15 protein-coding genes are annotated in these 16,446 nt (G+C 71.1%); 12 read left to right on the top strand and 3 right to left on the bottom strand.

Annotated elements, in window-relative coordinates; all coding sequences use genetic code 11:
* The first annotated feature begins 504 nt into the window (after positions 1 to 504).
* Together Srubr_RS13000 and Srubr_RS12995 are read left to right on the top strand one after the other, a co-directional pair.
* Positions 505 to 1,026: an ArsR/SmtB family transcription factor gene (locus tag Srubr_RS13000; RefSeq protein WP_189998294.1), complete on the top strand. Its 522-nt coding sequence runs from the start codon at positions 505 to 507 to the stop codon at positions 1,024 to 1,026.
* Positions 1,010 to 1,408: a hypothetical protein gene (locus Srubr_RS12995; protein WP_189998293.1), complete on the top strand. Its 399-nt coding sequence runs from the start codon at positions 1,010 to 1,012 to the stop codon at positions 1,406 to 1,408. Before Srubr_RS13000 ends, Srubr_RS12995 begins: the two co-directional genes overlap by 17 nt.
* Before the next feature lie 1,379 nt (positions 1,409 to 2,787).
* Here the strand turns inward: Srubr_RS12995 and Srubr_RS12990 are convergent.
* Positions 2,788 to 3,198: a hypothetical protein gene (locus tag Srubr_RS12990; RefSeq protein WP_189998292.1), complete on the bottom strand. Its 411-nt coding sequence runs from the start codon at positions 3,196 to 3,198 to the stop codon at positions 2,788 to 2,790.
* Positions 3,199 to 3,305: 107 nt separating this feature from the next.
* On the opposite strand from Srubr_RS12990, the gene Srubr_RS12985 reads away from it, so the two are divergent.
* A complete protein-coding gene (locus tag Srubr_RS12985; RefSeq protein WP_189998291.1) occupies positions 3,306 to 4,073 on the top strand; it encodes a hypothetical protein in 768 nt (255 codons plus the stop codon).
* Between the two features lie 356 nt (positions 4,074 to 4,429).
* Here Srubr_RS12985 and Srubr_RS12980 read toward each other — a convergent pair whose 3' ends face one another.
* A complete protein-coding gene (locus tag Srubr_RS12980; RefSeq protein WP_189998290.1) occupies positions 4,430 to 5,284 on the bottom strand; it encodes a hypothetical protein in 855 nt (284 codons plus the stop codon).
* 1,500 nt (positions 5,285 to 6,784) lie between these two features.
* Here Srubr_RS12980 and Srubr_RS12975 point away from each other — a divergent pair.
* The 3 genes from Srubr_RS12975 to Srubr_RS12965 all read left to right on the top strand — a co-directional run bounded on the left by Srubr_RS12975 (position 6,785) and on the right by Srubr_RS12965 (position 9,355).
* Positions 6,785 to 7,492 carry a hypothetical protein gene (locus Srubr_RS12975; protein WP_189998289.1) on the top strand — a complete coding sequence of 236 codons (708 nt, stop codon included), beginning with the start codon at positions 6,785 to 6,787 and terminating at the stop codon, positions 7,490 to 7,492.
* Between the two features lie 153 nt (positions 7,493 to 7,645).
* A complete protein-coding gene (locus tag Srubr_RS12970; RefSeq protein ID WP_189998288.1) occupies positions 7,646 to 8,653 on the top strand; it encodes a hypothetical protein in 1,008 nt (335 codons plus the stop codon).
* Positions 8,654 to 8,989: 336 nt separating this feature from the next.
* On the top strand, positions 8,990 to 9,355 hold the full coding sequence (locus tag Srubr_RS12965; protein WP_189998287.1) for a hypothetical protein: 366 nt from the start codon (positions 8,990 to 8,992) through the stop codon (positions 9,353 to 9,355).
* Between the two features lie 51 nt (positions 9,356 to 9,406).
* On the opposite strand, the gene Srubr_RS12960 is transcribed toward Srubr_RS12965, so the two are convergent.
* Positions 9,407 to 10,720 carry an XRE family transcriptional regulator gene (locus tag Srubr_RS12960; RefSeq protein ID WP_189998286.1) on the bottom strand — a complete coding sequence of 438 codons (1,314 nt, stop codon included), beginning with the start codon at positions 10,718 to 10,720 and terminating at the stop codon, positions 9,407 to 9,409.
* Positions 10,721 to 10,941: 221 nt separating this feature from the next.
* Between Srubr_RS12960 and Srubr_RS12955 the strand changes: the two genes are divergently transcribed.
* The 6 genes from Srubr_RS12955 to Srubr_RS12930 are packed head-to-tail and all read left to right on the top strand — an operon-like array spanning position 10,942 to position 16,430.
* The gene (locus tag Srubr_RS12955) at positions 10,942 to 11,862 is read left to right on the top strand and encodes a dTDP-4-dehydrorhamnose reductase family protein (RefSeq protein WP_189998285.1); all 921 of its coding nucleotides are present in this window, start codon (positions 10,942 to 10,944) and stop codon (positions 11,860 to 11,862) included.
* A complete protein-coding gene (locus tag Srubr_RS12950; RefSeq protein ID WP_189998284.1) occupies positions 11,859 to 13,079 on the top strand; it encodes an SIS domain-containing protein in 1,221 nt (406 codons plus the stop codon). Before Srubr_RS12955 ends, Srubr_RS12950 begins: the two co-directional genes overlap by 4 nt.
* Positions 13,080 to 13,095: 16 nt before the next feature.
* Positions 13,096 to 13,761 (top strand): RraA family protein, encoded by a 666-nt coding sequence (locus tag Srubr_RS12945; protein WP_189998283.1) that lies wholly within the window; start codon positions 13,096 to 13,098, stop codon positions 13,759 to 13,761.
* Positions 13,762 to 13,772: 11 nt separating this feature from the next.
* A complete protein-coding gene (locus Srubr_RS12940; protein WP_189998282.1) occupies positions 13,773 to 14,837 on the top strand; it encodes a DUF2332 domain-containing protein in 1,065 nt (354 codons plus the stop codon).
* 14 nt (positions 14,838 to 14,851) lie between these two features.
* A complete protein-coding gene (locus Srubr_RS12935) occupies positions 14,852 to 15,616 on the top strand; it encodes a sugar phosphate nucleotidyltransferase (protein ID WP_189998281.1) in 765 nt (254 codons plus the stop codon).
* Positions 15,591 to 16,430, top strand: coding sequence for an alpha/beta hydrolase (locus Srubr_RS12930; RefSeq protein WP_189998280.1), 840 nt, complete (start codon positions 15,591 to 15,593; stop codon positions 16,428 to 16,430). Before Srubr_RS12935 ends, Srubr_RS12930 begins: the two co-directional genes overlap by 26 nt.
* Positions 16,431 to 16,446: the final 16 nt, after the last annotated feature.

Below are 16,446 nucleotides of genomic sequence, written 5' to 3'. Positions count from 1 at the left end.
GGCGGGACGCGCCCGGCGGGCGCCTCCGCGCCGCACGTCGTCGGTGGCCGTCTACTACGTAGTAAGAGGCGAACCGCGTTTCCGCAGGTCAGAGCGTTTTCTTCTGTACGTTTCCCGACAGACGAATGTAAGTAGCTGCACTACGCTTCCCGAAATCGGGAAACACTCGGAGCGAACCCGCGCTCGCGGACCACTGTTCACGGGCACCCGGCCGACACGCTGGTGCGGGCGGGACGCGCCCGGCGGGCGCCTCCGCGCCGCACGTCGTCGGTGGCCGTCTACTACGTAGTAAGAGGCGAACCGCGTTTCCGCAGGTCAGAGCGTTTTCTTCTGTACGTTTCCCGACAGACGAATGTAAGTAGCTGCACTACGCTTCCCGAAATCGGGAAACACTCGGAGCGAACCCGCCACGTACACCTCGGGGAGCGTTTCCCGATTCCGGGAAGGGTGTGTAAGGTAGCGCCCACTGGTTCCCGTACATGGGAAAACCCGAGGTGGGAGGCTATGGCAAGGGGAGTGGTTCGCGAGACCGGCGAGATGATGCACGTCGACATGCTGCCGGGCTTCGAGGACCAGCAGCTCGGCAAGAAGCCTTCCGTCGGGTACAGCTGGCGCGGTCGGCACATGAACGTCTCCAAGGAGATGGGGGCGGCGGTCTGGCAGAAGGACTCGGGATACGACCGCAACGATCGAGACGTCCTAGGCTTCTACATCTTCAACTCGGGCAAGGACGCCGAGCGGGTGGAACTGACCTACGACGAGATCGGTCAGAGGCTCGGGATGAACCCCCGACAGGTCTCGAAGTCGATCAAGAAGCTCCATGCGGGTGGCTTCCTGCTGGAGGCCGGAAGAATGGCAAAGGTGAAGCTCTACCGGCTGAACGGGCGATTCGCGTACGACGGGTCGGCCGAGGACCAGGTGAAGGCGGTGGCGGACATGAGGCATCCTGTAGTACCGGCACCAACGCCTGAGTCCGCTTCCAAGCCGCGGCCTTCTAAGGGGGCAAGTGATGAGCTCGCCAGCTGAGCACTTCAACATTGAGCACTGGCTGGGTCGCGAGCAGCTCCACGAGCTGCTGTGCAAGTCGGGCTCCCTGCCTTCCGCTGCGTCCAAGATCCTGATGTACGTCGCCAGCGGGGCCCCGCTCGGTCAGCGCGTTGAGGAGTCCGCCTCTGCGATAGGAGGCAAGCTGCACATGAGCACCTCAGCAACTTCCCGGGCGGTCAAGGTGCTCCTGACCGAGCGATGGCTGGAGCCTGCGGGTCCGATCGTGGGGGTCCAGACCTATCGAGTGGGGCCGGCCGTGTACGAGGCCCTCGAACTGGATAAGGACGGCACTCCGCTGGAGGACGCGGACCGCCCGCTCGCGACCGTTCGGCACCTGCCGGTACCCACACCCATCGACTGACACTCTCGGTCTCAACGGCCCACGTCCCGATCTGGGGCGTGGGCCGTTTGTCGGTTGGGGGCCAACGAGGAGGCATCGACCCCGCCCTCCTGTTGGCTGCAACCAACTGGGGGGCTCCTCCTCGGCGGCGGCGCCTGCGCCCGGCCGGTTCGCTCTGAGTGCATCGGGTCGCTGTCCGCCCTCGGACGGCGGGGCGGCGGCCGGCGCGTGTGCGCACCGTGATTCCGCCCGTGCGAGATGCCAGGACGGAAGAGCCCTTGCGCCGTCGTTCAGCGCCCGAACGGCGTCGCCGCGGCCTGCGGCCGGCCGCAGACGTCGAGCGGTCGGTAGTCGTGATGGGTCCCCGGCGGACAGCTGGCCCCGGTGGTCCGGTGCCTCCCCGAGCGCAGGAAGCCTGGACCCCCGTCCCCCGGGATAATGAGTCCCCCGCGCCCCTCTTCCTCCCTCGGGTCCGTGGGCCCTACTGGGCCCACTCCCCCTCGGGACACCCGGGCTGACGTGCCGCGACGAGCCCCCGCGACGTAGTAGCGGCGTCGCCGTGCGGAGTGGAGCGGACAGGACCGGTGGGCACCGGGCCGGGCCCTCGCCCACGGCGCGGCACCCTCACGCGGAGCGGGGGCCCAGGGCGATCTTCAAGAGCGCGAGGACTAATTATCCCCTAGAGGTGAGAGTGCGCGCCGCGGGCGCGCGAAAGAGGGGCGGATGGGTGGGGCGGGGCCGGGGTTACGGTTCCCGAGCCCCTCCCGCGCCGTACGGGCCGGGCAGGCCCCGCCCCACCCATCCGCTCGGCTTCTCATCCGTGCTCCCCCGACCCGCCATTGCCGGGTGCGGGTTCGTAGTAGGGGTAAAAAGGACGCGCTCCGCGCGGCGACAAAAAGAAGCGGGGCACCGCGTCGGTGCGGGTGGCAAGGCTTCCTCGGGCTGCAGAACGGCTGAGAAGGGGACTGACGTGGGCCCTGGGGCGCGTTCAGGACTTCCGTGCCCGATTTCCGCGTCGCATACGCTGCCGCGCGCCCACAGGGGCGTCTGAGGCTTCTGTGGCCTTGAGGGGTGCGTCAACTCGACGTCAGGGCGCTGCGGTCCACGGGCCCGGCAGTGTCAACTTTCCGGTGACACTGTCGGGCCTTCGTGCTTGCCCGGCGCACACGGGACGCCCGCGGCGCCGTCCCCTGGGCTCTGCCGAGGTGGAGGCCGCCTACCGGCTGGACCAGCCGCATCCCGGCTTCCGTCTCCTAGGAGGACGGCCGTCTCGACCTACTCCCGCTCGCGCAGACGGGTCCGGTGCGCAGGCGTCTCATCTGACCCGCCGACGTCAACGTTTCGGTGACATTGGAGGGGCGGGCCCGATCCGCCGGGCGGTCTCCGGCGGCCGGGGCCCGTCAGTCCCGTTCGCTTTCCTCCAGGCGCAGCGCGTCGAGGATGTGCAGGAGCTGACCGTCGGCGGACCGGGCCATGAGCATCACCTCGCGCGGATCGGTCTCGCCGTAGTCGGCAGAGGTGATCTCTTCACGCAGTGCCCCTTCGAACGCGGCGCACTCGGTGCAGCCCGTCCGGTGCATCAGGTACCGGGCGGGGGCCCGCACCGTATTGCTGTCGCTTTCCAGCACGTGCGCGGGCTCGCCGGTGGCGTGACTGCCCATGCGCCCGGTGATCTTGTACGTGAAGAAGGGGTGCCCCTGGCGGGCTTCGAGCACCGTGGCCATCACGTGCACGACGTCGCCGGGGCTGAAGTGCTCGGCGGTGATGTCCCGTTGGTGGATGGCGCTGGCGTTCAGTTCGTCCTGCAACATGGTGGCGACCTTACGGTCCGGGGGCCCTCGCCGCCGGGGCCGTCCCCGCCTCACGGCAGCTTGTCAACGTTTTGGTGACACGGCGTTCGGGGTGGAAGGGTGAGTCCATGGCGATCGACCACGTGAAGCGGCAGCGGACGCGGGATGCGGCGGAGGAACTGCTCCGCGAACGATACGGGGAGGGCCGCAACTACCTGGACCCGATCCGGATGATGCAGGAAGTGCGGGCGCAGGCGTTCGGGTATTTCGTGCGCGAGGGCGAGGAGGCACCGGAGGTGCCGGCGGAGGACCTGCTGGCGGCGCTGACGCAGGTTGAGGAGGCTCGCGCGCGTCTGGACGCGCTGGAGCGGGACCTGATCCGCGGCGCCCGCAACCGCGGCGCGTCATGGCAGAAGATCGCGGACAGCCTGGGCATGACGAACCGGCAGGCCGCCGAGGCCAGGGCGACCCGCCTGGAGCGGGCGGCCGAGTCCCACAGCCGCGACCGCGACGTCCCCACCCAGCGGCGCGAACGCGCGCGGCAGCGGGCCGTGGAGGCGTGGTGCGCAGCCCATCAGACCCGCATCCGGCAGACCGCCCAGCGTCTGGTCGATGTCGCCGAAGCCTGGCCCCAGCTGGCTGAGGACTTCCTCACCTCCCACTCCCTGCGTGCGCTGGAGAACAGGCTGAACGGCGACGGCGACGGCGTGAAGCTGCTCGACGATCTGGAGACACTGCGCACCAGGCTCGCGCCGTACGGGCAGCCGCCCCTGGAGCCCGTCGGCGAACGCGCCGCGGAGGCGGCACAGGCCCGCGACGCCGCCCTGGCCGTGCTCTCCGACCTGGCAACGGTCCGCTTGGAGGTCGACGCGGCCCGAATGTCAACGGTCCGGTGACAGCCGTCGTTCGCCCTGGTGCGGCCACGCCCCCGGCACGGTACGGCCCGCGGGGATGCGCAGGCCCTCGTATCCGGGGCCGAGGCCACGGCAGGAGCGGCCCCGGGTGATCGGGACTGGCGGCACGACCGACTGGCTATCGCCGTGGAGGACGGGTTCGGGCCGGTTACTCGGCAGAAAGGCCAGGCTCTGGCGGAGCCGGGTCAGGTCCCGGAGAAGGGGGAACACCGCAGCGGCAGCGGCCGGGCGCGGTGGTCTCGATCGCCTCGACGGCGTCTCGGCCGCCGACGCGCTCCAGCTGCCCGGGCCGCCGTCTCGAAGCCGTGGACGGGCGGCACCTGGGCACGGGAACGGCGTCAGACCGGCGCCGGGCCGTAGTGGACACCGAGCACGGTGCCGTCGTCCCCCAGCACACCGGCCTTCCGCAACTTCTCCAGTGCCTCGTCGACTTGGCTCTGCTCGTAGTCGAGCTGCGCAGCGATCTCGTCTGTAGCTCGGCGTTGCTGCTGGCCCGTCTGGAGCATGAGCCACATCGCGACGTCGCGTTCGACATGCCCCATCCCGGAATCCAGCAGGCCGCGCCACAGCTCGGTACTCACCAGCACGTGCTTGGAGCTGGGCCAGGCGCCTTGAGCCGGCACGGTGCGGCATACGCGGTCCTTCAGTTCGGTCAGGTACGCCAGGGTGGAGGCGTACTCGGTGACCGCCTCCACGTCCTGGTCGTCGGCGAGGTCGGCGCACACCGACTCCAGGGCCGCCCGCAGGCTGGTCAGGGCCGTCCCCAGATGCTGAGGGCACCGGGCCCTGGCCAGGGCGGGGTGCTTCCGGGTCGGCGTGTACGCCTTGCCCAAGGTGTGGGCGACTGCCTGGAGGTAGCCCGCAGCCTCGTAAAGTGTCTCGCCGGGGTGCCCCAGGCTGTTCAGGGGGCTGTAGTCGCCGCCGTCGGCGTCCTTGGAGAACTGCCGGTCGATGCCCATACTCTTCAGCCCGTGGACGGTGGCCAACATGTTCACGATGCGGCTCAGGGTGTGACCGGCCTGAGCGACGGCCTCGGCCATGCGGTTCACGGTGCCGCGGCGCTCCTTCGCAGCGGTCGTCTCGACCTCGGCGACCAGCGCCTTGTGCTCGGCCCCGAGCTGCTCGAACGCGGTCACGAGCTGGGTTACCGCGTGGAGCAGGCGGTCGCGGTCAGCTGCGGGGTGCTCAGTCATCGGGCGCCCTCTCCTTCGGTGGCGCGGCGCAAGGTCGCGGCGCCGCGTGCGACGGCGCGCCAGTCGGTCGCGCCGTCGCATACAACGGCGGTCGCCCCGTCCGGACACGGGCGGGCGGGGTTGCGGTTCCCGGGCCCTCTTCGCACCGTACGGACCGGGCAGGCCCCGCCCCACCCATCCGCGCGGCTTCTCCTCCGTGCTCCCCCGGCCCGCCGTCGCCGTCCGCGGGCCCGTGGACAGAAGGAAAAGGACACGCTTCGCGCGGCGACTGAAGAAGCACTGGCGCCGTATCGGTGCAGGCGGCACGGCACCAACCGCAGGACAGCCGAGAAGGGGCCTGGCGCGGCCCCTGCGGGGCGTTCACGGCTTCCGTGCCCGTTTCCACGCGGTGCGCGCTGTCGTGCGCTCACAGGGGCGTCTGCGGTTGCGTGGAGTCGGGCGGGGCGTCGAAGACGTCGAGCAGCCGGTTGTTCAGCGCTGCCTACAGTTCGGTCTTCTGCTTGCCCCTCCCGGCCGAGACCTGAAACATGGTCAGCGCGGAAGACGGAGAGCGGTCCGATCGTTCGTGGGGTCTGGTTGCAGCCAGGCCCCACACCGCGTCGCCGGCCCAGGTCGATGTCAGTGGTCTGCCAACCGGCCAGGGCTGGGGCCAGACAGCACAAAGCCCCCTGGGGGACTCCCGGGGGCCACAACCACCTCGAAGGGTGGAGGGATCCAGTTCCCTGGTTCCGGCCTTAACCCCGGTAGCCCGCCAAGAGGCTCCGTGAACAATCTGACACACGAAACAATACCCGTAAAGGCATCGATCCGTTCCAGGTTCTCAGAACCGGTCGGGCGGGTACAAGCAGGCCACGCTCCCGTACGACAAGCCGCCGGCGCCGCCGCACGGCGCTGCGACCCGGGCCCCGGCTGGGCGGGCGTACGGTGGAGGCATGGCCGGGCAGGTGCGCCGCTGTGCGTACATCTTCTGCTCCCAGCCGCTGCCGGTGCGCTCGCGCAGCGACAGGCGGTTCTGCTCCGCACGGTGCAAGGCCGCCGCCCGGCGCTGGCGCCGCCACTTCGAGGAGGCCGTCGATATTGGCCTGTCCTACACCCTGGGCCACGAGACTGAGCACATCGTGCGCTGCCCCTCGTGCGGCCGGCGGTTCCCCCGAGGGCACGGCCACCGCCGTGACGCGCTCTACTGCGGCCCCGCGTGCCGCTAGGCCGCCTACCGCGCCCGCAAGGCCGCCGAGCGGGTACGCGGACGCGTCACCGACCTTGTCGACGTGACGCTTCCTGGGACCCGCTCCAGTCCGGTGACCGGCGAAAAGGCATCGATGTTGATGGGGGCGGGCGGGTCACCGGACGCGGGTCACTCGGCCTTGGGGATCAGTGGCCCAGTCGCTGCACGGGGGTAGGTCCGGACCGGTGTCCTGCCCGCGGTCTTGCTCGGTGCGGATGGGTGACCTGTGGGTGTGTCGGCAATCCGGCAATTCCGAGGTGCGTGAGGCTCCGGTCATGACGATGGTGACGATCCAACTGCCTGAGGACCGGCTCGACATCACTGCTTTGAACCTGTCGTTCGCTGATCTGCCGGTTGCCAGTGCGTCGGCCGCATTGGTGCGCGGGTTCGGCGGTGATTTGGACGAACTGGGAGAATCGCTGCGGGAGTGCTTCGCCGATGGAGCGTCGTGGTGCCGGGTCGGCAACGCCGTTCACACGGTGACCGATGGGGACGCCGAGGTTCGCCTGGTGCCGCGGCCGGATGTGCCGACCTGGCACGCGGACTACTTCCGGGCCAGTTGGGGAAACAGCGAAGGTGCTCGGATTCCACCGGAGTTCCGGCTGCAGTACGCCCTATACGTGGACCGCCGGGACGGGGCACGCGAGTCCTGTCTCGAAGGCAAGGATCTACGCGCGGTAGCGGCCAGGGACGGGGCCGCGGGTGTCGATACGCTGGTGCGGCACCATCGTGCTCAGCTTGCTGAGTGGTACGAGGCCTTGGACGAGTTGCTGCGCTCGGTCCAGACCGCTGAGGACCTCCCCGCGTGGGCCACCTCAGTGGTCCAGGACGAGCTGCTGGACTGGCACCGGACCCGCGAATACCTGACAAGCGCCGTGTTCGAATACCACCACGGCGATGCCGGGCCCCGCCCCGAAACCGTCTTCGGCAACCTGTGCTTCCACTTCTCAACGGGCTCGGTGGAACTGGTGCCCAACCTCTGACGTCGAACGACACCGCCGGGGAGGTCGCGCCCAGGGCTCTGGAAGTCGGGCTGGCCGTGGGCATCGCCGCCCCGTTGAACGACGGGGGGTTCCCTGCGTCGCGCGCCTGCCAGCCGCAGCGTGTCCGCCGTCCGGGCGATTCGTTGTACGGGCATGACGACCACTGACGCCGATCCCTTGTTCTTGGCCGACTTCCGCACCGCCAACACGGCGGTGCTGGGCCTGCTGCGCGGCTACTTCCGGGCGGAACAGGCCCCTGTTCTGCGAGCTCATGCAGACCTGATGGCCGACAGCGGCACGCTGGAGCGGGCGGTGCCGGTGGTTGGGCTGCTGCTGCGCCAAGGCGCGGCGGAGCTGAAGGAGAAGGCTCCGGGCGCCCGGCTGCCGGAGCTGTTCGGGCCCGTCGGGGTCGCCCCAGCCGGGATCGAGCGCGATGTCGCCGACGCGTTGCGGGCGCTCAGCGCCGGATCACTTACCGGCCTGTTCGGCGAGGAGCCCCTGGTCGGGGAGAAGCTCGCGGCCGTCGTCCACGCCGCCGCGATCCGCTGTCTTCGGCAGCAGGCGGCGCACTTGAGCCGGTCCAAGGTGCGCCGCTGGCTGGACACGGTGGAGGCCACCATGGCCACCGTCGAGCAGGTGACGCAGTCCCAGGCCGAGGCGCTCATGACGATGGACGCCCTCGGGTTCTTCGGGAGCCGGCCGGCGGCCGCGCCACTCGATCCCCTCCGGGCGGCGAAGGAGGTGACGGTCCAGCTGGTCGGTGGCTACGGCCTGGGTCAGCCGGAGCAGGTGGCTGAGGCCCAGCGGCGGATGGCGGCGCACGTCTCGGTGGCAACCGAGACGTGCATGCTCGTACGCGCGTTCATGCAGAACGTGGTGCGGATGGCCATGGCGGTCGGGGTTGAGCTCTCCATCCAGCAGCAGGAGCAGCGGCTGCACGAGCTGGCGGCGCTGGCCCCAGAAGAGATGAGGATGGCGCTGGTGGCGTACCTGGAGGCGACGGCGGCCGGGCACCCAGCCGGGGGCGTGGACGTCGATACCGCGCACGGTCGGCAGGTGTCGGCGCACTACGCCGCGGTGTTCCTCGCGATGTACGGCGTGGCGGCGATCGGGCGGGAGAGTTTCGCGGGGCTGGTGGACGAGATGATCGCGAGCGAATGACGGAAAGTCGGGCCCCGGCCGGCGCGGAGTCCGTACGCTGAGCAAAGCCGCTCCGGAAGGCCTCCCCCGTGCCTTCCGGAGCGGCTTGCTGCTGCTCGGGCCCCACTCGGTGGTGCGGGCCGGGCGGCACCTGAACCACGGGTGGCGTCAGGCCGGGACCGGGCCGTAGTGGACACCGTGGTGGGCCCCGTCATCCCGCAACATGACGATCTTCTTCTTCATCAGCGCTTCGTCGACCTCGCTTTGGTCATAGTCGAGCTGCGCGGCAAGACACCCAGACGGCGGTCTGTTCGTTAGGCCAGTAAACGACGTCGGCGACGAAAAGAGGACGCGCAGATGACGGACGCTGTTGTGAAGGTGGATCCGATGAAGCCGCAGGAGCAATACCTCCAGCAGCAGGAGGCGTCGCTGGCACTGCAGGACGCTCTATCCGACGGCCTCCGGCTCGGTCTTCCTGTACTGAGCTGGTCTGTCACGAACGGCGGCGTGCTGTGCGGGGAGGTGCTCAGCAAGTCTCCCCGCGAGGACTTCAGCGCCTGGGCGGAGTACCTGGCTGTCGTCCCCGAGGATCTCTCCCGCGACGGCGAGACGAAGCTGCGCGTGATCACCGACAGCGGCCTGCCGGGCCGGAAGCGGCAGGTGAGGGTCATTGTGCTCGCCAGGTTCTACGAGAAGCCCGACCAGAACCTCAGTGCGGCCTGATGCAGACGCCTCCCGGGCTGTACCTCAACGCCGCGCTCTGTATGGCACCCCTCATGCGCCGGCGACGGCGGACGACAGGGCGTCGAACCGGTGGGCCATGCGCTGGGAGCTGACGGTGCTGATGAGCCCTTCGGCCTGACCGAGGAGTTCTCGTGCCTGGTCGCCGTCGCCGCACTGGTGGACGGTGTCGGCCAGGTCGAGCACGGCGTGGAGGTGGTCGCGCGGGTAGGCGGGTGCGGTCGCCTCGACGCGGCTGCGCAGGAAGGGGACGGCCCGGGAGGGCTGGTCGCAGGCGAGCCAGGCCCGGCCGGTGGAGGCGTCCACGGAGTCCTTCGTGATCCAGGTCGCCCACCACGGCGTTTGCTCGTCTGCAGTGCCAAGGTGGTCCAGCGCTTCGTCGCGGAATCGCAGGACCGCGTCGGGGTCGTGGCGCCGTCCTGCGGCGTAGACGCGCCGGTCGGCGATGACCGCGGCGACTGCGGGCGGGAGATCTGGTGTCCGTGCGGCGATGTCGAGGAGTGCGGCGGCGTCGTTGTGGTGGCCCAGCCATGCGGCCTGGTACGCGGCTGAGGCAACCAGGTTGGCCGTCGAATGACGGGTGGTCAGTGAGGTGCCGGCTTCACGGGCCAGGCGCATGCCGGTGTGGTAGATGCGTTGCGCCTGGGGGTGCTGGCGGGCGTCGAAGCACATCCAGCCGACCTGTTCGCTCAGTTCGATGTAGGCGGTGTGGAGCCGGTCGGTGAGGGGGCCTTGGCCGCGGGCCTGGGCCACGACCCGGGAGGCGCTCTGCCAGATGCCGATGCCCCAGGTGAGGTCCCCGCTGGCACTGCCGGTGGAGTCGTCGATCCCTCTCAGATCACGAACGGCCCTTTCGATCGACCCGACGAGCCGTTCGCTCAGCTGACCGGATGGCGCGGCGGAGGCTTCCGCTGTCGGGCCGAGCAGCAGCGCGAGGGCGGGGGCGGTGGCTGCGGCTCCGGTGAGCATGAGCAGGTTGCGGCGGTCCATCAGGTCTCCTTGGCTGATCTCCTGGAGCAGGGCTTCCAGAGGGGCGTCGCCGGGCGCGTCGAGGTGTCGGTGACGGGTCCGGGGGCGATGCAGGTCCCATCCGACGTCGGCCGCGGTGATGCACCGCCCGGCCCTGGCGGTGAGGACGGCCAAGGCGTCCGCCTGGTTGTCGGGCTGCGGGAGAGAGGGGTTTTCCCGCAGCCAGGGATAGGCCGCCTTCGGGCTGAGGGGGGAGCATCCGCGGCGGGCCCGCCGCTGGTTGATGCGGGCGATGAGCTGCTCCGGCCGCAGCCCCAGCTGCTGTAACAGGGCGCCGAGCACATTGGCCGGCGGGGCGTCAACCGCTGCTGGCTCCATGGGCACTCCAAGTCCGGCGGGGGTCCTGGCCGGAAGGTACCACCGCTCAAGGGACCGCCAGAAGACGGGACGAACAGGGCCTGGTGTACGTACACCAGGCCCCAGAATCGGTGTCCGTACACCGACTTGGTGTGTTCACCGGGTACACCGCGGCGACCTCTCGCGATCACCTGTCTGCCTCCGCTTGTCTGTCTCACCTCGCCAGACCGTGGAGGTGAGGTGTGCGAGCAGTGATCTTCGGTGCGTCCGGGCTCCTGGGCCGCTCCGTGATGCGGGCCTTCGGCGACATGGCCGTGACGGGCACCGCCTTCAGCCGGGGGGCCGGCGCCCTGGTCGCGGTCGATGCGACGTCGGCCGATGCCATTGCGGGCCTGCTGGGCCGGGTGCGGCCGGACGTCGTCGTGTCTTGCGTGGGCGAGCGTCGCCCGGCGGTGTGGGCTGGTGCCCCGGACAGGGCCCGCGCGGTCAACGTGGATGCGGCCCGGCTGATCGCCGAGGGCGCTCGCCGGTGCGGGGCCCGGCTGGTGCACATCTCCAGCGACTACGTCTTCGACGGGACGGCGCCGCCCTACCGGCCCGGCAGTGCCCCGAATCCGCTGAACGCCTACGGCCGGTGGAAGCTGCTGGCCGAGCACGCCGTGCGTGCCGCGTGCCCGGACGCGGTGATCCTGCGGCTGCCCGTGCTGTACGGGCCCGTGCGGTTCGCGGCCGAGACGAACCTGACCGAGATCGCCCGCCAGGTCGCCTCCGGTGCCCCGGTCGAGCTGGACGACGTGTGTGTCCGCTACCCCACGCACGCGGACGAGGCGGCCGAGGTGTGCCGCCGGCTCGCCGGGGCGCTCCTGCAGGGGCAGTACCTGGGCTCGGTCGTCCACTGGAGTGCGGAGCAGGGCCTGACCAAGTACGGGATGGCGCTGCTGATCGCGCGCAGGTTCCGCCTGCCCGCCGATCACGTCCGCGCCGGGGACGCGGACGCGGCGGCCGGGGACCGGCCGGTCGACTGCCGCCTGGACTGCCAGAACCTGCCCGCGGCCCTGGGCCCGGTCCGCCGGCGCCTGTTCGACATCGAGTTCCCGCCCGCGGTCGAGCCCTGGCTGATGCCCACCGGGCCCGCCACGGGGCGAAGGAAGGACCCATCGTGACCACGCCCCCGTACGAGGACTTCGCCCACGCCTACCTGATCGAGGTGGGCGCCGCCGTCCGCCGCATGCTCCCCCGTCATGCCGAGGCCGTCGACCTACTGGTCAAGGCCACCGCCGGTGGCGGCGAGATCCGCGCCTTCGGCAACGGCGGCTCCTCGGCGATCGTCCGCTCGGTACTCCTCCAGCTCCACGCGCAGGCCGAGGTGCCGGTGAACGACGCGATGATGAGCCCGGCGACCCTGGCCTACAGCGCGCAGCGGGAGGGGTACCGCACGGCCTTCGCGCGGTCGCTCGTCGGCGGCATCGGCCGGGTGGGCCTGGTCGTTGTCGCCAGCGTCAGCGGCCGGTCGGCGAACATCCTTGAGGTCGCCCGGCTCTGCGCCGAACACCGTGTGCCGGTGCTGGCGCTGGTGGGCGGCGACGGCAGCCAGCTGGAGCCGGACGGCGGCGTGGTCTGGGCGACCGGGACCACGGACCAGCAGATCAGCGAGGACGCCATGCTGACCGTGCTGACCCTGGCCGCCGCCACCGCGCTCGGCCCCGGCACGAAGCCGCTGTCGGCCCGAGCGGAGCGGCACCTGCGCGCCCTGGCCGGGGTGGACACCGAACTGCTGGGGGCGTTCCTGGGGGAGGCGACCGAAGCCGTCGCGGACGCGATCACCGGCCGGCGCCGGATCTACGTGCTGTGCCCGGACGGCGGGCCTCTCGCCCTCGTCGGCGAGCACTTCGCGCACAACCTGGCCTGGGACGCACCGCTCGGCGTCGACGGGGTACAGCCCCCGCTCGTCGTCTGCGATCCGTCACTGGCCGACATGAGCGCGATCTACAACGACCATCCCGACCCCGCCCACGGCGTCCGCCACCAGCTCAGCAGCGCCACCCCCGGCGACGTGGTCTTCCTCCTGGCCTACGACTCGGCCGGCCCGACGGCCCGCGAGGCCGTCAGCGCCGCCACCGTGGCGGGCACCCGGCTCTTCCTTCTGCACCGGGACGGTCCCAGCCGCTCCGCAGCCGGGGCGCGTGGCTTGCGGCTGCCGCGCGTCGACGACTTCGCGCTCGCGGCCCTGGTGCAGTCCGTCGCCCACCTGCTGTGCCGGACCACCCGCGCCACCCTGGCCGCGGACCGGTCCGGCCCGGCCGGCGTGCTGTCGGCCGACGACCTCATGGCCCGCGACCTGGCACCGCTGCGTGAACTCTCTGCCACCCACACCCGCTGAACGAAAGGCATTGATCATGTCCGCACGCGAGATCCACACCGACATCGTCCGCCCCGCCCGCAGCGAGATCGCCGCCCTGTCGCGGATCCCGGTCGCCCAGATCGTGGACGCCCTCGGCAAAACCGGCGCCCTCTCCCACTGCCTGCGCCTTCAGACCCCCGGCCTGGTCCTGTGCGGCAGCGCCGTCACCGCGCTGGGCCCGGACGTGACCGTGCGCCGCGCGGCGATCGACCTCGCCCTGCCCGGCGACGTCGTCGTGGTCGCGGCCGGCGGCAGCAAGGAACGCTCGTGCTTCGGGAGCGTGACCGCCGCGCACATGCAGACCCGGGGCATCGCCGGGGTCCTGGTCGACGGCATGGTCCGCGACGTCGCCGAGCTACGCCGCATCGCCTTCCCCACCGTCGCCCGCGGCACCACCCCGCTCAACTACGACTACCCCGCAGGCCGCCAGGACGGCGCGGTCAACGTCCCCGTGGACATCGACGGCGTCCGCATCACCCCGGGGGACGTGGTGGTCGGCGACGAGGACGGCACGGTGATCGTCCCCAGCGGCCAAGTCGCGGCCGTCATCGCCACGGCGCAGGCGTCCCAGGCCGCCGAGGAGGAGAAGTGGTGGGCCCGCCGGGGCCAGAGCCTGGGCGCCGTGCAGCAGCTCACCGACTGCGGCTACACCATCATCTGAGGAGATCCCCCGTGACCGACCACACCCAGCTCGCCGAGACCTTCCGGCGGTTCGCCGACCAGCAGGCCGCGAGCCTGTCCCCGCTGTACGCCACCCTGGCCCGGGCCGTCGCCCGTACCCCCGAGCTGCTCGACCTCGCCGCCCATACCCGGCCGGGACAACCCGCCCCGAACATGCTCCTCGCGGCCGTCCACCACGTCCTGCGCCGCGGCGTGAAGCACCCGCTCGCCGCCTACTTCACCGGCCACGAGGACCTGGCCGACGATCACGGGGCCGGCCTGCTGACGGACTTCTGCCGCCACCACGCCGGACGGATCCGGCAGATCATCTCCACCCGGTCCGTCCAGACCAACGAGGTCAACCGCTGTACCGTCCTGCTGCCCGCCTTCGCCGCGCTCCAGCAGCAGCTCAGCGACGGCCGGCCGATCAGGATCGTGGACGTGGGCGCCAGCGCCGGGCTGGCCCTGCTCTGGGACCGCTACACCTACGACTACGACGGGCACCGGCTCACCCTGCCCGACAGCGACCCGGACACCGTCCTGCACTGCGCGGTCAAGGGTGCGGCGCCGCCCCTGACCCTGGACGTCACCCGGTTCGTACGCCCGGTCGGGATCGAACCGAGCCCGGTGGACGTCACCGACCCGGAGGCCACCGAGTGGCTGGTCAGCCTCACCTGGCCCGAACAGACCCAGCGGATGCACACCCTGAACTGCGCCCTGGCGGTGGCCGCCCGCACCCCGCCGACGATCCTGGCCGGCACCGCCCAGGACCACCTCGCCGACATCGTCGCCCAGACCCCCGACGACCAGCACCTGGTCCTCGTCTTCTCCTGGTCGATCTACCAGATCTTCGGCTCGCCGGGCGGCCGGGAACGCCTCGTCGACACGCTCGCCGAGCTGAGCCGGCGCCGCCCGCTGCACGAGATCTCCATCGGCCACTTCAGCAACGCCACCCCCCGCATGATCATGGCCAGCCACGACAGCGGCGTGAGCCGTTCCGAGGTCGTGGCCCACTGCGACATCTACGGAACCTGGATCGACTGGCTGGCCAAAACGCCCGCCCCGGCGGGCACCTGACCGGAGGGCACCTTATGCCGCACAGCATCACCAGGGCCGTCGTGGCCGCCGGCGGAGCCGGGACCAAGATGGCCCCGATCACCCGCGTCCTTCCCAAGGAGATGCTGCCCGCCGGACGGATGCCGATCCTGGAGCACCTCGTCCACGAACTGCGCGCGGCCGGGATCACCGACGTCCTGTTCGTGATCTCCTCGGGCAAGCCGCAGATCCCGGCCTACTTCGGCAGCGGCGCCGCGTACGGGATGGACTTCTCCTACCGCGTCCAGGACGACGGCGCCGGCCCCGGCGCGCCCGTCCTCGCCGCCGAGACATGGACCCGAGGCCGGCCGTTCGTCCTCGCGTTCGGGGACAACCTGATCCGCGGCGCCGCCGGCAGCGACACCCCGCTCCAGCGGCTCCTCGCCGGCACGGTCTGCTCCGTCCTGACCCGCGTCTTCCCCGCGGACAGCATCCCCGCGCACGAGACGCTCCTGGGCGCGGCCGACGCGCCCGGGACCGGGCCGGCCGCGGTCACCTTCGGCAGGAACCTGCTGGACCACACCCATGCCCGGTGGGTGCACGCCTGCGCCGCCCGCTGGCTGCTCGGGCCGTTCGTCTTCGACGCCCTGCGCACGTGCCCGCCCCGCCCTACCGGCGAGCTCTACCTCATCGACGCCGTCCGGCGCTGGATCGCCGCCGGCAACCACCTCACGGCGCTGCCGCTGAGGCCGGACGACCTCCGGTTCAACTGCGACAACTGGGAGACCTACCACGATGCCGTCGCCGCCCTCCGCCGATGAACGCCCCGCCCTCCCGCACCACCAGGCACCCGTCCACGACGCCGACGCCCTGCCCGCGCACACCCGGCTGGTCCTCCTGGAGAGCCCGTTCCAACGGCCCGGCACACAGATCACCGTGCTCTGGCCCGAGCAGCGGGTGCGCAGGATCGTGCTCGCCCTGCCCGTCGAGAAGGGCAACGGGCGCAAGTACGGCCACAGCCTCGCCGAGATCGGACGGCTCCCGGCCCACCTGCGCGAGGGGACCGTCTTCGCCGCACCGACGTTCAGCCAGTCGCCCTGGCTGGTCAACCACGCCACCCGGGCCGACTGCCGGCAGGAGGACCACCTCGTGCGCATGGTCGTACCGACGCTCCTGGCCCTGCTCAAGGGCCAGGACCGGCCTCCGGTGCACCTGCTGGGGTTCAGCAAGGGCGGCTTCGCCGCCCTCAACCTGCTGACCCGGCACCCCGGCCTCTTCGCCGTCGCCAGCGTCTGGGACGCCTCACTGCTCAGCGACCGGCCGCCCCACCCCCAGCTCGTGGACGTCGCCGGCAGTACCGCCCGGCTCGACGAGTACGACGTACGGCAGAACCTGCGCCGCCACGCCCAAGCCCTCCACGGAGCCCGCCGCATCGCGCTCGGCGGCATCGGCACCCTGGAAGCCGACTGGCTGGCCGGCCGCCGGCTCCTCGAAGAACTCGGCATCCCCCACGCCGCCTACCGGGACGCCCCCTCAGACCACCGGTGGGACACCGCCTGGCTCGCTCCCGCCATCCGGCACCTGCTCGCCCTCGAAGCCGCTTTCCTCCCGGACGCTCGCGCCCGGGAGGGGTGACGGCGGGCGAAGGGCG

Origin of the sequence: Streptomyces rubradiris (genome assembly GCF_016860525.1) — a bacterium.
Taxonomy (GTDB): Bacteria; Actinomycetota; Actinomycetes; order Streptomycetales; family Streptomycetaceae; genus Streptomyces; species Streptomyces rubradiris.
The sequence above is the reverse complement of the archived record's forward strand: the minus strand, read 5'-3'. Positions and strand labels throughout refer to the sequence as shown.